The sequence below is a fragment of the Desulforhabdus amnigena genome (assembly GCF_027925305.1).
Taxonomy (GTDB): Bacteria; Desulfobacterota; Syntrophobacteria; order Syntrophobacterales; family Syntrophobacteraceae; genus Desulforhabdus; species Desulforhabdus amnigena.
In genome coordinates, this window is record NZ_BSDR01000001.1 from 2,682,365 (window position 1) to 2,700,692 (window position 18,328).

An 18,328-nucleotide genomic window follows, 5' to 3' on the forward strand; every position below is an offset into this window, starting at 1 on the left:
TCCTCAGGTTCCTACCAGTCCGGCATGCGGGGAAGACTGCGAACATCCGCTGCGGGAGGAACATCCAGGTTCTTCGGAAGATCTCTCGGGGGCAGCAGATTTCCCCAATCCGTTCTCGATTCCATGGTTTTAATGGTCTCTTCCGAAACGAAGCCTTTCCCTTCGCGCATCTGCCAGCCGCCTCCCAACGCCTTGTAAAGGCTAATGAGATTGGTGGGAACGGCACCCCTGCTCTGTACCAGGCGATCCTCAGCCTGCACGAGGAACTGCTGCGAGTTGAGGACCCGTGTGTAGTCCGCAGCCCCTTCACGATACTGAATCAGGGAAACCTCCACGGCACGCTTTGCCGCCTCTACACTCTCGGAAAGGAATGCAACCAGCTCCTGTGCCTGCAGGAAGCCGATGAGGGAATCTTCAACTTCCCGTGCCGCCTGCAAAACCGTCTTTCGGTAGACGACCAGGAGCTGCTGGAAGCGCGCGTCCTGAACGCGAACATTGTTCTTGATTCGCCCGTAGTTCAAAACAGGCCACTGAATGGATGGGCCCGTAGACATGGTGAAACTCTGCCAGCTGAAAAGATCGCTGAAGTCACTCCCGCCCGCTTGCGTGAAAGGAGAATCGCTCGATTCGAAGCCGAATGTTCCAAGAATGGAAATTTGAGGGAAGAGCTCAGCTTTTGCAACACCGATTTGAGCACATTGCGCTGCAGCCTGAAGCTCTGCACGGCGAATATCCGGACGCCGGAGAAGGAGCTGCGCTGGAACACCGACAGCTACTTCGGAAGGCACTTTGGGAATCGTCTTGGAACCTTCAAGAAGTTCGCTCAAATCTCTTGGAGGTATGGCAAGCAGAATACAGAGAGCATTTTGAGCCTGCCGAAGACCCGCTTCGAGGGTGGGGACCAAAGCCTGAGTCTCCCGGAGAAGGCTCTTGGCCTGCTGATAATCCAGTTGAGTCACCGCCCCGTTGGTGTAGAGCACGTTTGTAAGTTCAAAGGAATTCTCCTGGATTTTGACGTTTTCTCTGGCGACCGCCAACCGTTCCTGGAAAATCCGGATCAAAACATACGTGGATGCCACCTCGGCAGTGAGAGAAACCAGAACATCATCGTAATCAGCAATGGAGGCAATGAGCGCCGCGTCGGAAGATTCTACCGCTCGACGGAATTTCCCCCAGAAATCCAACTCCCAACTGGCGTCGAGGGCATAGCTGTAGGTCTGAAGATGAAGGTCCCCTCCGGCCGAACCAGGAGCATTCTTGCTGATTTCATTATACGAATAGCTGGCTCCTACCTCTTGCACCTGAGGAAACTGATTCCCCACTGCAATTCCCAATTGGGCACGAGCCTCAAGAATGCGGAGTCCGGCAACTTGTAAATCAAGGTTTTCATCGTATGCGGTCTTGATGAGGAAGTCGAGCACGGGATCGCCAAAAACAGTCCACCAGTCGCTATAGTTGACCGGTTCCGTCTTGACCTTGGGGTTCCCCTCTTCAATCCACTCACCGGCTATGGGAGCCGAAGGCTTTGTAAAATCAGGTCCAACAGTGGTGCATCCAAAAGTCAGAAAAAGCAGAATAACCCCCACCATGAATCGTGCCTGAAAAATCGACCGTGAAAGACTTGGCGGATATAGGCAAAGGCAGAGGCTGGAACGTTTTTTACAGTTTTTTCCCGCCGATGAACATTTGATGGCTTCGCCCGGACGCTGCATATCCTCCCCCTTGATTTTTCAGATACTTGCTGCCCAAAATACTACCATAACGTACCTTCTATGCTCAAACGTCAACATGACCAAAGGTCATGCATGTGGTGAAGTATCCTTTCCCGGCTGACTCTATCATGCTTCCATGAAACTATATGGTAGAAATATAGGATTCAGTAAGCTAAGAATAAGTTTTTGATACATCTCCGCATGAGCACGAGCCCCTTGGATGGGGGCAATCCAAATCAAACACCGATCCTCTCATTTGAAAGCTGATGTTGATAAGAAGAAAAACGAAAAGCCCGCAACCGGCAGAAAACAGATCTCTCAAGAAGACGGTATCCAATCAAAAGAAGAAGAAATTCAACAATTTCTTCGGACTCTTCGGGAAAGTAACCCTGCTTTTTGTATTCCTCTCCCTGGGAGTCATTCTCATCCTCCGTTTTATCCCACCCCCTACGACCGCTTTCATGGTGGAAAGGTTTTTTGCGGGGCTCTTCAATGCCGACCAAAAAGTATCCATTCAATATAACTGGATAAAAATTGATAAAATTTCACCCTGTGTGGCCCTTGCGGTGGTCGCTTCGGAAGACCAGAAATTCCCGTATCACTGGGGATTCGACTTCAAGTCCATTGCCGACGCATTGAAGGATGGACAAAAAAGGGGGCGCTACCGGGGAGCAAGCACCATCACCCAGCAGGTGGCCAAGAATCTTTTCCTCTGGAACGGAAGGAGCTACATCCGCAAAGGGTTCGAAGCCTATTTCACGGTTTTGCTGGAACTGATGTGGCCCAAGAAACGCATTCTGGAAATCTACCTCAACGTCGTAGAATTCGGAGACGGCATTTACGGAGTGCATGCAGCCGGGCAGGCTTTTTTTAAGAAGCAGCCCGGGGAACTCACCAAGAGCGAATCAGCGCTTCTCGCCGCAGTCCTGCCCAATCCTCAAAAATATAAAGTCAAAGCGCCTTCGAAGTATGTAATGAGGCGAGCGCGGCATATCGAAAAACAGATGAGGAACCTGGGGGACGCGTATCTGAAGAATCTTACCGAATGAAAAAAACCATGTTCCATCGGAGATACTGAAGCCCTATAAAAACAGGTGCTCAAACAGCAGTGACCCCACGGCTCGTACATAAATGAAAATCGTACATGCAAACAAATTCAACCATGATGTCAACAAAAAGCGCCCCTTAAAACAATGACTGCCCTCCGGAGTGACTGGGCCAGGAATATCTCTCACCAAATAAAATATCATACTGCAATATTCCCAGTCCCTGAAGGAATGGATTGTCCCTCACCTCTGAAAAATCCACCAGGCTGCCATCTTTTTGCTGGAAAAACTCGCGATGGATGACAGGATAATCCTTTATGCCCTGAACCAGATAGTCCATGTAGGAAGGCAGTTCGATATTCATTCGGCGCAACAACGTCGGCGCAAGGTAAATGGGGCTGAGATGGGACGGGACATCTAAATCATCCAGCAATTTCGGTCGATTCGTCCAAGTCGCGCAGGGAACGCCGGCCATCCGGTATAGCTCCTCGTAGTTGTATTCGCCAGGTTCAGAGACAACGCTTCCAGATTCGCGGTATAAGGCAAACTCCGGACCGAAACTTGGCAAATGGTCCCCGCAAAAAAGCAGGATGATCGGCTCCGGTCGGGTTTCCAGATACCTCACCAACCGCCCCAGGGCGCGGTCTGCATCCCGCAAACCGGTCGCGTAAGTCTGCAAGGAAAGCTGCAACTCCTTTGAAAAATCTCCCTTAACATCGATTTCGCCGGTCGCATAACGATGGGGGGCATACGTCCCATGATTCTGAATCGACAGTGCGTAGATGAAGAAAGGATCGCCGGCACCGTTTTGGATTTTCGCAATGATCTTGTCGACAAGGGCTTCATCCGAAATGAACCAGCCCCGCTCCTGAGCTCCCTTGAAGTCCTTCAGCGAAATGAATTCATCGAATCCGAGCCTTGGATAGGCATGGGCTCTGTTCCAGAACCAGTCATGATAAGGGTGAATCGCAGTGGTTCGGTAGCCATGGTCCTTGAGTATTCGGGCAATGGAGGGAGTATCCCTGTTCAGGTAGTGATCAAATGGAATGGCGCCGGGAGGTAAAAAAGCATTGCTCAACCCCGTCAGGATCTCGAACTCGGAAACACTCGTGTTCCCGCCGAATACCGGGGAAATCATGTAAAAACCGGGGAATCGCAACCGGAGCTGCTTGAAATTCTCTAGCGGGTCCTCAGCCGGAGTGTACCGGACATAGCGCAAATCAGAAAAAGATTCATTAACAAAAATCAACAGATTGACAGCTTCGGCGGCAGTTTCCGGAGGTGCGGCAGAAGGGGGCGGCGTTGTGGACTGCAAGAGAGTACGTACCTCTTCAGCACCATAGCCCGACGGTTCATCAATCAATAAGGGTTGAAAATTCAAGCTGAAGGCCAGCAAGAAACCATTCCTCGCATAATTTGCGCGCTGGTTCCATGTGGTGTTTTCTATCCTCAGGCGAGACAGTATGTTCACCGGCAAATGACGATAGTAGATCGGCGTTCCTAAAACGATGAAAGGCAGAACGCACAGGAGCAGACGCTGTTTGATGCCGATAAATTGCTCCCATTTGACGAGACCATAAAGACATGCCCCGCTGGCGACACCGACCGAGAGAGCCGTCGGGAAAAGCATTGCCTTGATGGGCAGGGCCGGCAGCAAAACGATGATCTGCTCGAAATAGAAAAGGTCCCAGGCAAAAAATGGGGCGTGCAGGTTCACCAGTTTTGCGTAATTGATCAGTGAAAGGACAGTCAACAGCGCAAAGGAAACGATTGTTCCGGGTATCCATTTGCCCACTATCGCAACCCCTAGAACCATGAGACTGTAAATGAGAAACAAGTTGAAAAGGGCGAGATGGGGATAGGCCTGAAGCCATGCCAGGAGTTTAGCCGCACCGCTTTGTGCAAGCCCTTCCTGCAGCGCCAGGGACACAATCCCCGCGACGAGGAACAGAAACAATTTTACCAATGAATTCATGGAGGATTCCTTGCCTACGATCAATGCATGCTCGTTCTATAGAGATCCAAGACAACCCATGGGTGCCGAATTGAAAACTCCCCTGGACTGGAAAAAGTGAAAATGAATATCCCGATTCACCAAATATTACCCACAAATAAAACAACGGGAAGTTGATATCAAGCACAAGACATTCAACAACCTGCTTTTTCCGAGCGAATCGAGATTGAGCCGCACTGAGACCGCAGTCTTTCATGCACTCTATTAACCACAGAGACACGGAGGACCCAGAGAAACACCAATGAAATCTCTGTGTGTCCTCCATGTCTCTGTGGTTTAGAGGCTGTCTGAAAATTCCTCTGCTTGGGAGCCGAACCTGCTTCGATTCCCCCCTTGAGGGGGGCCAAGGGGGGTGTTTTTCTGGTTCGCGAAATCTTGACACCCCCTACCCCCCCCTCAAGGGGGGAATTTTCAGACATCCTCTCAGAGGATATCCGACAATGCCGACTCAAATATATAATTTTAAGAAAAATGGCTATCGATACAAAATTTTACCGCAAAATCGATCCATTTCCGTGCGGCGCAGGTCCCTTGAGGGAATGGACACTTTGCACGTATGGGACATTATCGCCTGGACGAATGGGTCACCCCGGTCCGCAACGGACTTCAGGTCCGGCTTTCACGTTAGACATTCAAGGATTTACCCGATATTATAGAGCAAAAATTTGGAAGCTGAAAAAATCGCTCCTTCGATCCATATTGAGTCGAATGCCGATGCGAAATGGGCATGTTATTCAATGTCCACCAGGAAAACAGGTAAGATCCCTAAATTCCATCCACTGTATTGAAAGCGACGCGATGGAAAATCTGACGCAGCATCATTTCATGGTTTTGTTCCTCTCTCTGGGAATTTTGCTCGGCATGGCCCGTGTGCTGGGCGAACTGGCTCAGCGATTGCGCCAACCCGCGGTATTGGGAGAACTGTTCGCTGGAGTTCTGCTGGGCCCGACCGTCCTGGGAAGCATAGCGCCCGAGTTCAGCGCATTTCTCTTTCCCCCGCAGGGGCCAAACGCCATAGCATTGGAGGCCATAGCGACTCTGGCCATTGTGTTGTTCTTGATGGTTGCGGGCATAGAGGTGGATCTGTCAACTATCTGGAGGCAAGGCAGGGTCGGCTGCAAGGTCGGGATAGCCAGCATCGCCATTCCATTTCTTTTAGGCTTTGCCGCCGCCTGGCTGGCGCCGCAGGCTCTTGGTCGGCAACCGGATGCCGATCCAATGATATTTGCCTTGTTTTTGGCGATTGCCATCTCCATCACCGCACTGCCCATCATTGCCAAAACGCTTATGGACATGGACCTTTACCGCAGCGATATAGGGATGGTGGTCGTCAGCGCAGCAATCTTCAACGATCTTGCCGGCTGGATCGTTTTCGCCGTTGTTTTAGGACTCATGGGCAACCCAGCCGGGAGCGGCCACAGCATCATGCTGACGATTGCGCTGACACTGGCTTTTGTAGGGGCAATGCTCACGCTCGGCCGCTGGCTGATTCACAAGGCGTTGCCCTTTGTGCAGGCCTACACCCGGTGGCCGGGCGGCGAACTGAGCTTTGCGCTGATCCTTGGGATGCTGGGAGCGGCCTGTATGGAATGGATCGGAATTCATGCAATTTTCGGAGCCTTCCTCGTGGGCGCCGCTGTGGGCGATTCCTCCCACCTGCGCGAGCGCACCCGGGCTACTATTGAACAGTTCGTGTCATTCATTTTTGCTCCCATCTTCTTCGCGAGTATCGGACTCAAGGTGAATTTTCTGACTTACTTCGACGGTCCGCTGGTGCTGACGGTGCTGCTGATCACCTGCGTGGGCAAACTTGCCGGCGGCATCCTGGGGGCGCGGTGGGGCGGAATGCCTCCCCGCGAAGCCCGGGCGGTCGGTTTTGCCATGGTTTCCGTCGGTGCGATGGGGATCATTGTGGGACTATTGGCCCTGGAAGCAGGGATCATCCGTCAGCGGCTGTTTGTGGCCCTGGTCATCATGGCGATGGCCACATCGATGATGGGCGGCCCGGCCATGCGGCTCATTCTCCGGCCTACAAAAAAGTGGCGGCTGCGGGATGCCCTCTCATCGAAGCTTTTTCTGCGGGAACTAAAGGCCGGCTCCCCTCGCGAGGCCATCCAAGAGATGACAGCGGCGGTGGGGGAAGCGGTAGGGCTGGATGCCGAAGCTCTGGAAGCGGCCGTCTGGACGCGGGAAGAAGCGCTCAGCACCGGTATTGGAAATGGAGTGGCGCTCCCACACGCCCGCATCGAAGGACTGCAAGAATCTTTGGTGGTAGTCGGGTTTTCCGACACAGGAATCGACTTCGACGCGCCGGACGATAAGCTGGCGCATGCGATCTTTCTTATTCTCACGCCGGCCGCCGATCCCAGCGCACAACTCGAGATCACTTCCGAACTGGCGCGGCTCTTTCGCGACCCCCACATGCTCAGCCGCGTCCTTCGCATGCAAAGCTTCACGGATTTCCTGGCCTTGATAAGCGCCTCGGTTCGACCGTAAGCCTATGGAGACGGTCAACGGTGCAGAGGTTCGACTCCATATATCCTGTCAAGAAGTGAGAAAGCGATTATGAGCCGCCTTTTTCTTGAACGATTTTGTGCGGCTGGAGGCAACTTTCCACCGCCCGCTTGAGACCATTCTTATGCACTTCTCCGGCAAAATGGACCGGGCTTTTGCCGTACAGGGGATCCCACCCGGAGGGATTGGCGGTGCAAAAGAATTGGGTCTCGAGGCCGATTCGAACTATGGCCTCCTCCGCAGCCATTCCCAGGACGCGCTCCGCCGCATCCCAGGTGGCACCGCATGGAGCACCGCGAATCACTCGCAGGGAAAGGATATGCCCTTCCGCATCCAAAGCCGCCTCGAAATCCGGAGCGCCAAAGCGCTCGCCGTACTTGCCCAGGCCGACCTGCCGGGCCAGACCACATCAGGTGGGAGGCGTCAGAGCTTCCTTGATTTCCAGTTTCTTTCCGGAGGCAATGACGGGTATGGAGCGTTGCGCGCACCGTTTCGCCAGCTCATAAGAGAGGTCTGGATGGCGCAGGAAGTCCAGCACCAGGTCCGCATGAAACGATTCGGGAAGGTATTCCTCGGGATCATCGATAATAGGAGGGAGTGCGCCATCGATGGAGAGCACTTCCAGGAGAAAAAGCTCTCCTCCAAATCTTCCAATGCCTGCGATCTTGGATTCACCACTACCGTTTTGCTGAAAGACCACTATTTTTTGAACTCCCCGGGCTTCCGTTTCCTCCCTTGCCATTCTATCGTCCATGATCCGTCCTTGAAATTTTTATCGTTAGGATTCAAAGGCACATACGTCGCCCATTCAGGGGGTGCTTTGCCCCTCCCCTGGAGCATGTTTCGGGGTTGCCGGAAATCATATATGATTTGATGCCTTTTGTGAACAAGCGGGTCCACACCGGCCCAAATCTTTGACCGGATGCAACCAAGGGGAAGAATCACACCAGATAACTTTCGAGAATCTTGATGATCCAGGGCCGAAGCTTTGTTATGATTATTAACTTGACATTGTCGGATTTCATCTGAACCACAGAGACACGGAGAATAAAAAGATTTCATTTGAAGGTCTTTCTCCGTGCCCTCCGTGTCTCTGTGGTTTTTTTATATGAAAAAGCTCATGGTTCATAACTCGTAGCCCATGCCTAACCCAATTTAAAGGACCCCAGAGATATGATGGATAACAGCGAATCATTCCTCCAGGAAATTCAGGATGACCTTTCGGAGATACTCAAGCCCTATCAAAAACAGGTGATGCAACGGCAGCGGATGGCCGAGTTCATCAATCAGTGCATGCGCTGCGCCGGTCGAGACGATTTCATTTTGCTCGATGAACTCCTTCAGAGCAAAATGGTGGAAGAAATAGAGCGGGAAGAGGGGCTCGAGGGCTGCGGGAGGATTTTCGGTCAACTGAGAACCTACGCCGATGAAAAAGTGGAACGGTACCGCATCCATTTCATTGAAGATCTCTTGGCACGGGCCGAAGAGGCCGGTCTTCCCCTGGAGATCGATTTTCCCCGCCTCAGTTGCCTGAAGGGAATAGAAGGAACGGTGGATTTCAGCAAACGGACCACGACCATCAACAAAAAAGTCCTCAAATCCATCGATCCCAAGCGGATCATTTCGGCGCTCCTCAGGGCCAAGCGCGAACTCTACGACCGTCCTTACGATCCTCAAGCCTTCATCGACAGCCTCCGGCAGACTTATGGTGAAATCCTCAAGAAGGAAGGCTGGGCGGAGGGAGACTCCGTTCCCATCCAGCGATTCTATTTCGAATATGTCATGTCTCTCCAGAGCAAAGTCTTCTTTCAGGACATGGACAAAGGAAAATTCCGGGGCTACAGCCTGGACCAGTTTGCCGTGGATCTCTGGCGCTATTTTCAGGCGGGCACGGGCGGAACGTCCGATGGATACGCCCTGCAGTTGAGGCCGGGAAGAAACAATTCCCTCTGGCTCATCGACAGCGACGGCGAAAAGCGCCAGATCACCGGAATCTCTTTTCAGAAAGCCGAACCATGATACCCAAAGAACAAATCGACGCATTGAAGCCTTTCCAGGCCAGGGCCATTATCGAGGAACTCCGGAAGGGAAGCGTCCCCATGGACTATGTCTCCTTTTTCACCGTGGGACGCGAAAACTGGCTGACCTTCATAGAAGACGATCTGGATCACTACATCGCGGAAGGCGGGGCCAAGGTCCGCTTCATCAACGGCGACTATGGAGACGGGAAAACCCACTTCATGTCGGTCATCCGCCATATGGCCCTGGAGAAGGGCTTTGCCGTTTCCTTCGTGGTTCTCACACGCGAAGTGCCCATGCAGAAGTTTGAAATCGTCTACAGAGAAATCGTCAAACAACTCCGGGTCCCGGCAGGTTCCGGGACAGGCGGGAGCCTGAAGGTGGAGGAAGCCGGCATCCGAAGCCTTCTGAACGCATGGGCCGACAGCCTGGCATTGGGCATGGCGCTGGAGGAAGGGCCTTCCCTGCAAGAAAAATTGCTCCTCACGGGTGAGGAGCTTCGCGCCCTTCCCGGCATGGAGGCCAATTTTGCCAACGGAATCATGAGCCTGCTCGAAAACCGCCTGACTCCCCCGCAGGAAGGGGAAATGGAGGAAGAGCGCCTTCAGAAACGCGAAGTCCTTTATCAGTGGTTCGAAGGGGGAAAGGTCGCCAAGAAGGACCTGAAGCCGTTTCAGATCTTCGAATCCCTCAACAAAACCAACAGCAAGCGCTTCCTCGGCTCTCTCATGGCTTTCCTCAAGTACCTCGGCTACAAGGGGCTCATCCTGCTCCTGGATGAACTGGAAACCGTCGTCGCGCAGTCGACCTCCGTCCGAAATGCGGCTTACGAAAACGTCCGCCTCCTCATAGACAACACGGAACAGGCGCGGCATCTCCATATTTTCTTTTCCATCATCCCCGACGTCATTCTTTCCGAGAAGGGCTTCAAATCCTACGATGCCCTATGGAGCCGCGTTCGTTCCATCGGCGAGAGCAAGCGGCTGAACTACCGCAGTATCCTCATCGATCTGCACAAGACCCCCCTCGAGACTTCGGAGCTCATTGAACTGGGGCTTGCCCTGCGTCGCATTCACGAAATCTCCTACCGCTGGGAAGCAAAAGAAATAGTGAAGGAAAACCTCATCGAACAGATCTGCATGCATCAAAAACAGATGGGGCTTCTGAGCGAAGTGCGCCTTTTTATCAAACAGGTGATCCGCATCCTGGACATGGCCGAACAGGGGGAGGCCCCCGATGAGACGTTGGACCTCACGGAGCAGATCCTCACCAGCCGGCGGGAGATGGAACAGGAAAAGATGGAACAACTTCAACCCAGGTGGGATACGTGATGGAAAGCATACTTCAAGGCGGGGGAATTCAGGCATCGGACAGGGAAAACAGATCCTTTCGGGAAGCCCTGGAAAGGGAAAGCGATTTCCGCATCCGCCGCGCCGTGGAACGGCTTCGTGAGGGGCTCTTCGATCCCGTCGCCGTTCGACTCCTGACGGCCCATGAGAATCGCCTGAGGGAAGAAACCGAACGGGGATTCCGGGCGGTGGACGCAGGAAAATCTCCCCACCTTTGCGTCGTGGGGGCCTACGGACAGGGCAAATCACACAGCCTCACCTACATTCAGGACCGGGCATCGAGGGAAGGCTTCGTGACCAGCATGGTCAACCTGGATCCCCGGGAGGTCCCCTTTCAGAACTTTCGCGAAGTCTACCGGGCGCTGACGGCCGGCCTAAGGTTTCCCGACACCGAGGCGTCGTTCATCGTTCAGTGGAAGAGGTGGGCCCAGCAGCAGATGGCGGAAAGTCAAGATCCTGTCAACGCTCCGGCCGATGTGCTTCCCAAAGAAATGCCGCATCTTTTCAAATCGGTACTGGTGGCCATGGCTCACAGGAACCTCCCCCTTTCCGAGAAGGAAAAGCGGCTGAAAAAACATGCTGCGTTCCGCCCGAAGGAATTTCCCGTTCTTCTGGCCCGCGCACTGGCCGGCGAAACCGTACCGTATCATCGCCTGCGAAACGTCTTCAAATACCGCCGGGTTCCCTTCTTCAAGGAAGCGCCTCTGACCCTTTGCGGCACGGAACCCTTCTTCCAAATGACCCGGTCATTGGGTCGCCTCTTGCGCAACATGGGCTACCGGGGCTGGGTCCTTCTCTTCGATGAAGGAGAATCCATCGTGCAGGCGAACGTTCTCCTTCGCAGCAAGGCCTACAAGCTTTTGCACCGCTTCTTTTCGCCAGAAGAGCCCGATCCCTCGTTCCTCTATCCCGTCTTTGCCTTCACCGAAGATTTTTTCCACCAGGTGCGGCAGGAGGATTATGACCAGGTCAGGGTACGGGGAGAGGTGGAAATTCCCTATTTCGATCGAAACTACGCCCAAGAATGGAGGGAACTCACGGTTTACCGGCTGAGCGATCTGTCTCGCGAGGAATGGGAAGATCTCTCCCGGAAGCTGATGGACCTCCATGCCAGGGCCTACCGCTGGCAGCCTCCCGAAGCGGAGGTGCACCGGGAGATGGCCAACCGGCTCAGCACCATGAGCCGCCAGGAAACCCGTCTCAAGCTGAAGGCCCTGGTGGATTGCCTGGACCTGGCGTACCAGGAGCAGGTTTTATAAAAAGCTTTGTATCCTATGCCTTCAGCTCACGACACATTCGACTCCCCCCTTTTACTGCTCCCCAACACCTACCGGACTTTTTACGGGAGTTTTTCACACCTGCACTCCATCCAGAAGGAGGCCATCGAACCCGTGCTCGCCGGCCGCGACCTGGTGGTGCAGTCGGCCACGGGGTCGGGCAAGACCGAAGCCGTCCTGGCTCCCTGTATCGAAAAGGTGATCCGGTCAAAAGGGGCTGACGCCGTTCTCTACATCGTTCCCACGCGCGCACTGGCCATTGACCTGGAGCGGCGCCTTGCTCCCATACTCGGTCAACGCCTGGGATTGAATTTCGGAATCCGCACGGGCGACGCCAAACGGACCGGCGGCGGACACCCTCACCTGATGCTCACCACCCCGGAATCCCTCGACGTCCTCATGGGAAGCTCGAACAAAGAGTTGCAGCGTTTTGTACAGCGAGTGCGCACGGTGATCATCGATGAGGTGCACCCTCTCGTACACCAGTACAGGGGCAGACAGCTGGCCTGCCTGCTCCAGCGCCTGGAACGCCGCATCGGCGCCCCGGTGCAGAAGATCGCCCTTTCGGCCACCATTTCCGACGTCGGGGCCATCATGGATTTTTTCGGTTTTCGCCCCGATGCCGTGCACCTCCTGAGCACCTTGCAGCGCGAGATTGTTCCCCACCTCATCCATATCAAGCGGGAAGAAGAACTCGTCGCCCTCCTGAACGATCTCCACGATACCTGGAAGTACCGGAAGGCGCTGCTCTTTGCCAACAGCCGCGGACAGTGCGACCGTCTGTACTCCATTCTCGGCCGGGAGGGACGTTTTCAAGGGGTCGCCGAACTCCATTATTCCAACCTCAAGCCAAAAGAACGCCGGGGAATAGAAAACCGTTTCCGCCGTCGGGACCGGGCTCTTTGCATCGCTACGAGCACCCTCGAACTGGGCATCGATATCGGGGACGTGGACGCGGTCCTTCTTTTCGGACCTCCCGATTCCGTATCCGCCTTTTTGCAGCGCATCGGGAGATCCAATCGACGCCGGAGCCACACCCACTTCTGGGGAATCTGCCGGGGAGAACGGGCCGGCGAAGAACTGCTCCGATTCCTGGCCCTGCTGCGGCTGGCACGGCGCGGGGCCGTCGAAAAACCACTGCCCAACCGCTCCCCCAGCGTGATGGTCCAGCAGATCCTTTCCTGCCTTTACGAAAAAAAGCACCTTTCCCTTCCGGCCATGCAGGCGCTCTTTCCGGACCACAGGGAGACCCTGGAGCTCCTTTTCGACTCCATGGAAAAGCAGGGATGGCTGAGGAACAAGGAAGATTTCCGGATAAGCTCGAAGGGCAAACTTCAAGAAGTCGGGAGCAGGGCGCTTTTCCACGGCGGATGGCGCTACAGGAACGCTCTCCTGGATCGAAAAATCTGGAGCAACTTTCCGGAAACGGAAGAGGACTACCTGCTGGAACTGGAGGGCAAAGCCGTCGCCGATCTTCCCCGATCCATCGTTCGCCAGTTGGAACCGGGAGACCGCGTCCATCTGGCGGGCAAGCGCATCCAGATCCTGCAGATCGTGGATGCAGGAGAACGGAAACGCGTTCTGGCGCAGCCTGCCGAGCAGATAGACGACAAGGAGATTTTATGGCTCGGAGCCGGTTTTCAGGTTTCCTTCGAGGTGGCCCAATCCATACGGGCCATTTTGAAATCGCCGGAGGAAACGGCGGACGCGACCGCTCTCGGTCTCTTCGCCCGAACCCGCAGACTGCTGCAGGAAGAACTGGAGAGGAACCGGCGCACGGCGATCCTGGCAAACGGCATCGAAGTCCTGCGGGAGCGGGGCGGCTTCTACCGCTATCGGACTTTCCTGGGCTCCCTGGGGAACCTGATTCTCCGCTACACCATTGCACGGGACATGGGAACGCTGGAAGACCTCTACATCACCTCGGATGAAATCGGGATCACCTCTTCCCACCGTATTCCCTTCAAAGATTTGTCACTGCCCCTGGACCGCGACGCACTGGAGCGCTGGGTCAGGGAGCACCTGCGAATGCTCCGGGCCCTTTTCCCCCTCAATACTTTTTGCGATGCGCTGCCGCCTCCCCTCCTCGTGGAAGAATTGACGGATTTTCTCTATGACCGCCGCGTATTTGAAGCTTTTTCGCGGTATTTGACCCTCTCCTCGGAAGTCGTATCCGGCGATCCCGGCTGCCTCGACCCATACCGGGAGCAACCGGTGAACCGGGAACCGGTTTTTCTGCAGGTGGCGGACTCGATCCCCCTCCTCGCCCTTGAAAAAGAACGATGGTCCATCCACGAGGGAAGGCCTTCCTTTACCCTGCAGCCGGGCCTAAGACACCTTTCACGCCCCCTCACCGGAACGATGGTCGGCGAATACATGCGCCACGAGCAGTGCCGGCGCTGGCTGAGCTTCCATTTTCTGCCCCCCGAGGCGCAGCCCCCGGGAAGAGTGCGAGTGGATACGGACCTCGAAACGGTGCGAACCGAACGGGGGCTCCTGCACGAAAAGCGCGTCCTCGACCATATCCGGCAGGCGCACGAGACTCTCATCGTCATCGAAGAAACGGATAAAGACGGCAAACCGCGCTCCCTGAAAGAACGTCTCGACGAAACCCGCAGGCAAATGGAATACGCCATTCAACGCATCCGGCCCAAAGAATCCGCCTGCATCGCCCAGGCGGTGCTCCTTGTCCCATCTCTCCTGGCAGATCATTATGAACCGCAGATCCATGAGACCGATGCATCCTCTCAGGGTGACCCGGGGCCAGAGCCCCAACCTGAGCTCCAAATGGATTCCTTGCCGGCACGGATAGAGGGCATCGGCATTCCGGACCTCATTCGAATATCCCTGGCACCCGACGGCCCCCTCCTGGAGGTCGGGGACATCAAGGACAGCCCCCTCCCCTATTACAGCCAGAAATGGCAGGTGGCCTTTTATGCCCTGCTCTTGAAGGATTGGATGCATTCCCAAGGGGCTCTTTTTTCCGCCCGGGTCTCCAATGCCGGTTTTCTCATCACCCGGCCGGCCCGGGGAAGCGTGGAACCCGTCATTCATCGCTTCGATCTCGATCCATACCTGGCCGCATTCCCCGCACTTTTCCAAAACATGGCGGCAGTGCTCCAACGCTCCCCGTCCGAGGCGACCTGGCGGCTTCAGGAACACTGCACGACCTGCCCCTATTTTGAAACCTGTTACCGGGAGGCCCTGCTGGACGAAGAGATCCAGTTCCTGCCCCGGCTGAGCCCCGGAGCGCTCGAAAAAATGAGGCGGCTCGGATTCAAAAGCATCGACGATGCTTCGAGTTGGTTTGAGGAAATCGTTTCATGAAAGATAAAGCTGCATCGGCAACACCGCCTGACAGCCATAAAGGCGCATCCTTCACTCCCCACCAGAGGGAGAGGCTCAAAGAATGTCTTCATGCTCTCAAGACCCGGCAGATCTACCTTCGGGATCCTGGAACACGGCTTTTCCCAATGAACCTTTCCACGGCCTTCTTTGTAAACCTGGTGCGGGACCCCGTTTTGGGGCTGCCGCAGGTCCTGGCCTATCGTGCCGTGGATGAAGGAGGAAGAGTGGTCGATGCCGCCTGCTGGGCGATTGTAAGGGAAGACGAACTGCCTGCTGTCCGGCAGTCGTTTTCGAACCGGTTTCTGACGGCCTGGAAAAAATCCATTGCCGATGGAAAGGGACCGCACCTTTTCCATTTTGGGGAAGGAACCTGGCAAGGACTCCGGGAATGGGCAGAAGAGGCAGGAAGTCCCAACCGGCTCAGTTTTCTCTGGGAACCGGGGCGTTGCCATCATACGGACCTTCGCCGTCTGATCCGGGAGCGCTTCGACCTTCCCATTCCCGGCAGGTTGACTCTTTTCGCCCTGGATCATGTCCTGGGCCTGACCTCTTCCACGGAAAAAGAGAACATGGCGGACCTTTTCCCCCGAATGCCGGAAAGCCTTTTCCACCCGGACCCAGAGCCGTATATCCCCCGGGAGGAATGGGAAGAGGACGAAAAGCGGCGAAGCGAGCTCATCCGCTACCACGAAGCCCTTCTTGCCCTGCAGGAAAAGGTCTGGAAGTGGGCGCATCCGCACCTCGAAAGCGATTGGGAACAGACGGAATGGGGGGAAGAACCCGCCGAAGGGCGCTCGCCCGGAGCGCATTATCTTCATTTTCTTGAAGAAGAAAAACGGCTGCGCGAGGAAAATATCCTCGCCCTGCAGGAATATTCCCTGGCGGAACGGGTGGATCGCTTTCGAGCCATCGGGCCGCTGACATTCCTTCGAACATCCCTCGACGAGGAAGGGCGTTTCCTTTACCATTTTCAAATGGAACCCGAAAACGAACTCTCCAAGTTTCGGGAGGGGGATTTTCTCAAGCTGGCGGTCGTCGGCACCCAGGACATCCAGGGCGGCTTCCCGGTCATTCTGGCCGACTATAACCCTGCGGCCGGGAAATTGTCGGTGCTCGCCCGCCAGGGCAGGCTGCCTCTGAACAGGCAACTGGCCTATTCCCTGGAAGAGGACCTGACCGACTGGAACCATCCGAAGCTCACCCACGCCGTCCGCGCGATATTCTCCACGGAATCCTCTGCCGAGGGGAGGCATTCCGTTCTGAAGCTCCTCGCCGGTGAAGGGCATCCGGAGTTTATTCCCGTCCCCCTCACCCCGGTCCGCTCTCCCAAAGGATTCAAGGGTGAACAGCCTTGGGAAAAATCGGGAAACTCACCCTTTTCTGAGGTAACATCCCCTTTCAATTCCCCCCTTGAGGGGGAACTCAGGGGGGTGTTCTTGAAAGATATGCGGCTGTTTCAAGGAACCTGCCCGCCTCCGAACCCAAAGGGGCAAGGGAGATTTTTGCAGAGTCCCTTGGAACAAGAACGGGAAAAGTTTTTGTGGGTGCGGAACTGGATGCAAAGCTTCGAACCCGTTTCAGGGCTCAACGCGGCACAGCGGGCGGCCCTCGAACTTCCTTTCCGCAAGCGGGTGAGCCTCATCGAGGGGCCGCCCGGCACGGGAAAGACCCATCTTCTGGCCTGGATTCTCATCGCCCTCATACTGCAAGCCCAGGAGACGGGCGAACCCCTTCGCATCGCGGTGAGCGCCCTGACCCACCAGGCCATCGACGGGATGCTTGAAAAGGTAGTGAATCTCGTCAACCGCCACCGGATCAAAGGATTTCGAGGGCGTATCATGAAATGGGGGCGTTACAAAGAAGGGGAAGCGGGCGGAAATGCACAGGATGGATCGTCCGGGTGGCCCGGCATTCGGATCGAGCCCCTGAACAACGCCGAAGACATTTCGGGAAGTCCTTATCTCATTCTGGGTTCCACGGGATTCGGACTTTACAATCTCCTGGACGGCAGGAATGGAACGTTCCCCCAAGTCTTCGACTGGATTGTTTTCGACGAGGCTTCGCAGGTGCTCCTCCCCCATGCGCTCCTCAGCCTCCTCTACGGCAAAGGAAACTTCCTTTTTCTCGGCGACGTGAAGCAGTTGCCCCCCATCGTGCTGGGAAGATACGAAGCGGCCTCTCCGGATGTCCACCGGTCGATTCTCGGGCTGCTCCTGGATCGCTATGGTCCGGAGCACCGGGTGCGGCTGGATCGCACCTATCGCATGAACGCTGAACTCTGCGCCTTTCCCAGTCGCATGTGGTACGAGAGCACACTCCAGAGCGACCCCCGCAACGCGGCGTCCAGGCTCGAACTTACTTCCTTTCCCGCTTCATCGTCTCGGGACGGGAATGAATCGCTTCACAGAGGCCTGATAAACCGCATCCTCGATCCGGAAAAACCCATTGCCCTCGTCCTCACCGACCACCAGGGCAACTACCAGAAATCGGACCCAGAAGTGGAAATCATGGTTCAACTGGCCCACCGCTTGATGACCCACCATGGACTCGGCCCGAACCGCCTGGCGCTCATTTCTCCCCACCGGGCCCAGAACAACGCCATGGCGAACCGCCTGAGCCAACTCCTTCAGGAGAGCGACGATGCACTTCCGGTCATCGACACCGTGGAAAGGCTCCAGGGGGCGGAACGGGACGTGATCCTCTTCTCCACGACGACTTCCGACCCCGACCATGTCATGAGCGAATTCCTAAACAATCCCAACCGCTTCAATGTTGCCATCACCCGCGCCAGGCATAAGCTGATCGTCGTCGGAAGCCGCTCCTTTTTTCTGACGGTACCGCAGAATGAAGAAGCCCTGGCGGCCAACGCCTGTTTCAAACAATTCCTCCAGCATTGCAAAGATAAGAAGAGCCTGTTTGCATGGAACAGAGATTGAAAAGAGGGGGAACCTTACGACTCCACTACCAGAGGAACATCATTGACGAAGATGGGGGAATTGCCCCGAAAATGCCGTTGATCCAGTGCCACGCTTGTGATAATTTGTGTTGC

The 18,328-nt window shown here is 55.3% G+C and carries 10 protein-coding genes; 7 read left to right on the forward strand and 3 right to left on the reverse strand.

All coding sequences use genetic code 11. The annotated features are described in order from the left end of the window. Positions 1 to 11: 11 nt before the first annotated feature. Positions 12 to 1,589, reverse strand: coding sequence for an efflux transporter outer membrane subunit (locus tag QMG16_RS11445; protein WP_281794323.1), 1,578 nt, complete (start codon positions 1,587 to 1,589; stop codon positions 12 to 14). Positions 1,590 to 1,978: 389 nt separating this feature from the next. Here QMG16_RS11445 and mtgA point away from each other — a divergent pair, with 389 nt between their 5' ends. After that, positions 1,979 to 2,761, forward strand: coding sequence for a monofunctional biosynthetic peptidoglycan transglycosylase (gene mtgA / locus QMG16_RS11450; protein WP_281794325.1), 783 nt, complete (start codon positions 1,979 to 1,981; stop codon positions 2,759 to 2,761). A gap of 136 nt (positions 2,762 to 2,897) precedes the next feature. Here the strand turns inward: mtgA and QMG16_RS11455 are convergent, their stop codons facing one another. Next, positions 2,898 to 4,733: an LTA synthase family protein gene (locus QMG16_RS11455; protein WP_281794326.1), complete on the reverse strand. Its 1,836-nt coding sequence runs from the start codon at positions 4,731 to 4,733 to the stop codon at positions 2,898 to 2,900. An 837-nt stretch (positions 4,734 to 5,570) separates the two neighbouring features. On the opposite strand from QMG16_RS11455, the gene QMG16_RS11460 reads away from it, so the two are divergent. Beyond that, a complete protein-coding gene (locus QMG16_RS11460; protein ID WP_281794328.1) occupies positions 5,571 to 7,268 on the forward strand; it encodes a cation:proton antiporter domain-containing protein in 1,698 nt (565 codons plus the stop codon). Between the two features lie 67 nt (positions 7,269 to 7,335). Here QMG16_RS11460 and dfsP read toward each other — a convergent pair whose 3' ends face one another. Beyond that, entirely contained in the window at positions 7,336 to 8,028 is a 693-nt protein-coding gene (dfsP, locus tag QMG16_RS11465) for a DUF166 family (seleno)protein DfsP (protein ID WP_373878738.1), read from the reverse strand. Positions 8,029 to 8,459: 431 nt separating this feature from the next. Between dfsP and QMG16_RS11470 the strand changes: the two genes are divergently transcribed. Genes QMG16_RS11470 through QMG16_RS11490 form a run of 5 tightly spaced genes read left to right on the forward strand, consistent with a single transcriptional unit; the run spans position 8,460 to position 18,215 of the window. After that, complete coding sequence (locus QMG16_RS11470) at positions 8,460 to 9,305, forward strand: hypothetical protein (protein WP_281794332.1); 846 nt, start codon at positions 8,460 to 8,462, stop codon at positions 9,303 to 9,305. After that, positions 9,302 to 10,636 carry a BREX system ATP-binding domain-containing protein gene (locus QMG16_RS11475; RefSeq protein ID WP_281794334.1) on the forward strand — a complete coding sequence of 445 codons (1,335 nt, stop codon included), beginning with the start codon at positions 9,302 to 9,304 and terminating at the stop codon, positions 10,634 to 10,636. The genes QMG16_RS11470 and QMG16_RS11475 overlap by 4 nt, the downstream gene beginning before the upstream one ends. Continuing rightward, positions 10,636 to 11,913 (forward strand): BREX system ATP-binding domain-containing protein, encoded by a 1,278-nt coding sequence (locus QMG16_RS11480; protein WP_281794336.1) that lies wholly within the window; start codon positions 10,636 to 10,638, stop codon positions 11,911 to 11,913. Before QMG16_RS11475 ends, QMG16_RS11480 begins: the two co-directional genes overlap by 1 nt. Before the next feature lie 15 nt (positions 11,914 to 11,928). Then, positions 11,929 to 15,258 carry a DEAD/DEAH box helicase gene (locus QMG16_RS11485; protein WP_281794338.1) on the forward strand — a complete coding sequence of 1,110 codons (3,330 nt, stop codon included), beginning with the start codon at positions 11,929 to 11,931 and terminating at the stop codon, positions 15,256 to 15,258. Next, the gene (locus tag QMG16_RS11490; protein ID WP_281794339.1) at positions 15,255 to 18,215 is read left to right on the forward strand and encodes a DEAD/DEAH box helicase; all 2,961 of its coding nucleotides are present in this window, start codon (positions 15,255 to 15,257) and stop codon (positions 18,213 to 18,215) included. Before QMG16_RS11485 ends, QMG16_RS11490 begins: the two co-directional genes overlap by 4 nt. Positions 18,216 to 18,328 lie beyond the last annotated feature (113 nt).

Bases quoted from the DNA above. Each gene is read 5' to 3' on its own strand.
- QMG16_RS11445 (WP_281794323.1), bottom strand. From the start codon at position 1,589: ATGGTGGGGGTTATTCTGCTTTTTCTGACTTTTGGATGCACCACTGTT.
- mtgA (WP_281794325.1), top strand. From the start codon at position 1,979: ATGTTGATAAGAAGAAAAACGAAAAGCCCGCAACCGGCAGAAAACAGA.
- QMG16_RS11455 (WP_281794326.1), bottom strand. From the start codon at position 4,733: ATGAATTCATTGGTAAAATTGTTTCTGTTCCTCGTCGCGGGGATTGTG.
- QMG16_RS11460 (WP_281794328.1), top strand. From the start codon at position 5,571: ATGGAAAATCTGACGCAGCATCATTTCATGGTTTTGTTCCTCTCTCTG.
- QMG16_RS11470 (WP_281794332.1), top strand. From the start codon at position 8,460: ATGATGGATAACAGCGAATCATTCCTCCAGGAAATTCAGGATGACCTT.
- QMG16_RS11475 (WP_281794334.1), top strand. From the start codon at position 9,302: ATGATACCCAAAGAACAAATCGACGCATTGAAGCCTTTCCAGGCCAGG.
- QMG16_RS11480 (WP_281794336.1), top strand. From the start codon at position 10,636: ATGGAAAGCATACTTCAAGGCGGGGGAATTCAGGCATCGGACAGGGAA.
- QMG16_RS11485 (WP_281794338.1), top strand. From the start codon at position 11,929: ATGCCTTCAGCTCACGACACATTCGACTCCCCCCTTTTACTGCTCCCC.
- QMG16_RS11490 (WP_281794339.1), top strand. From the start codon at position 15,255: ATGAAAGATAAAGCTGCATCGGCAACACCGCCTGACAGCCATAAAGGC.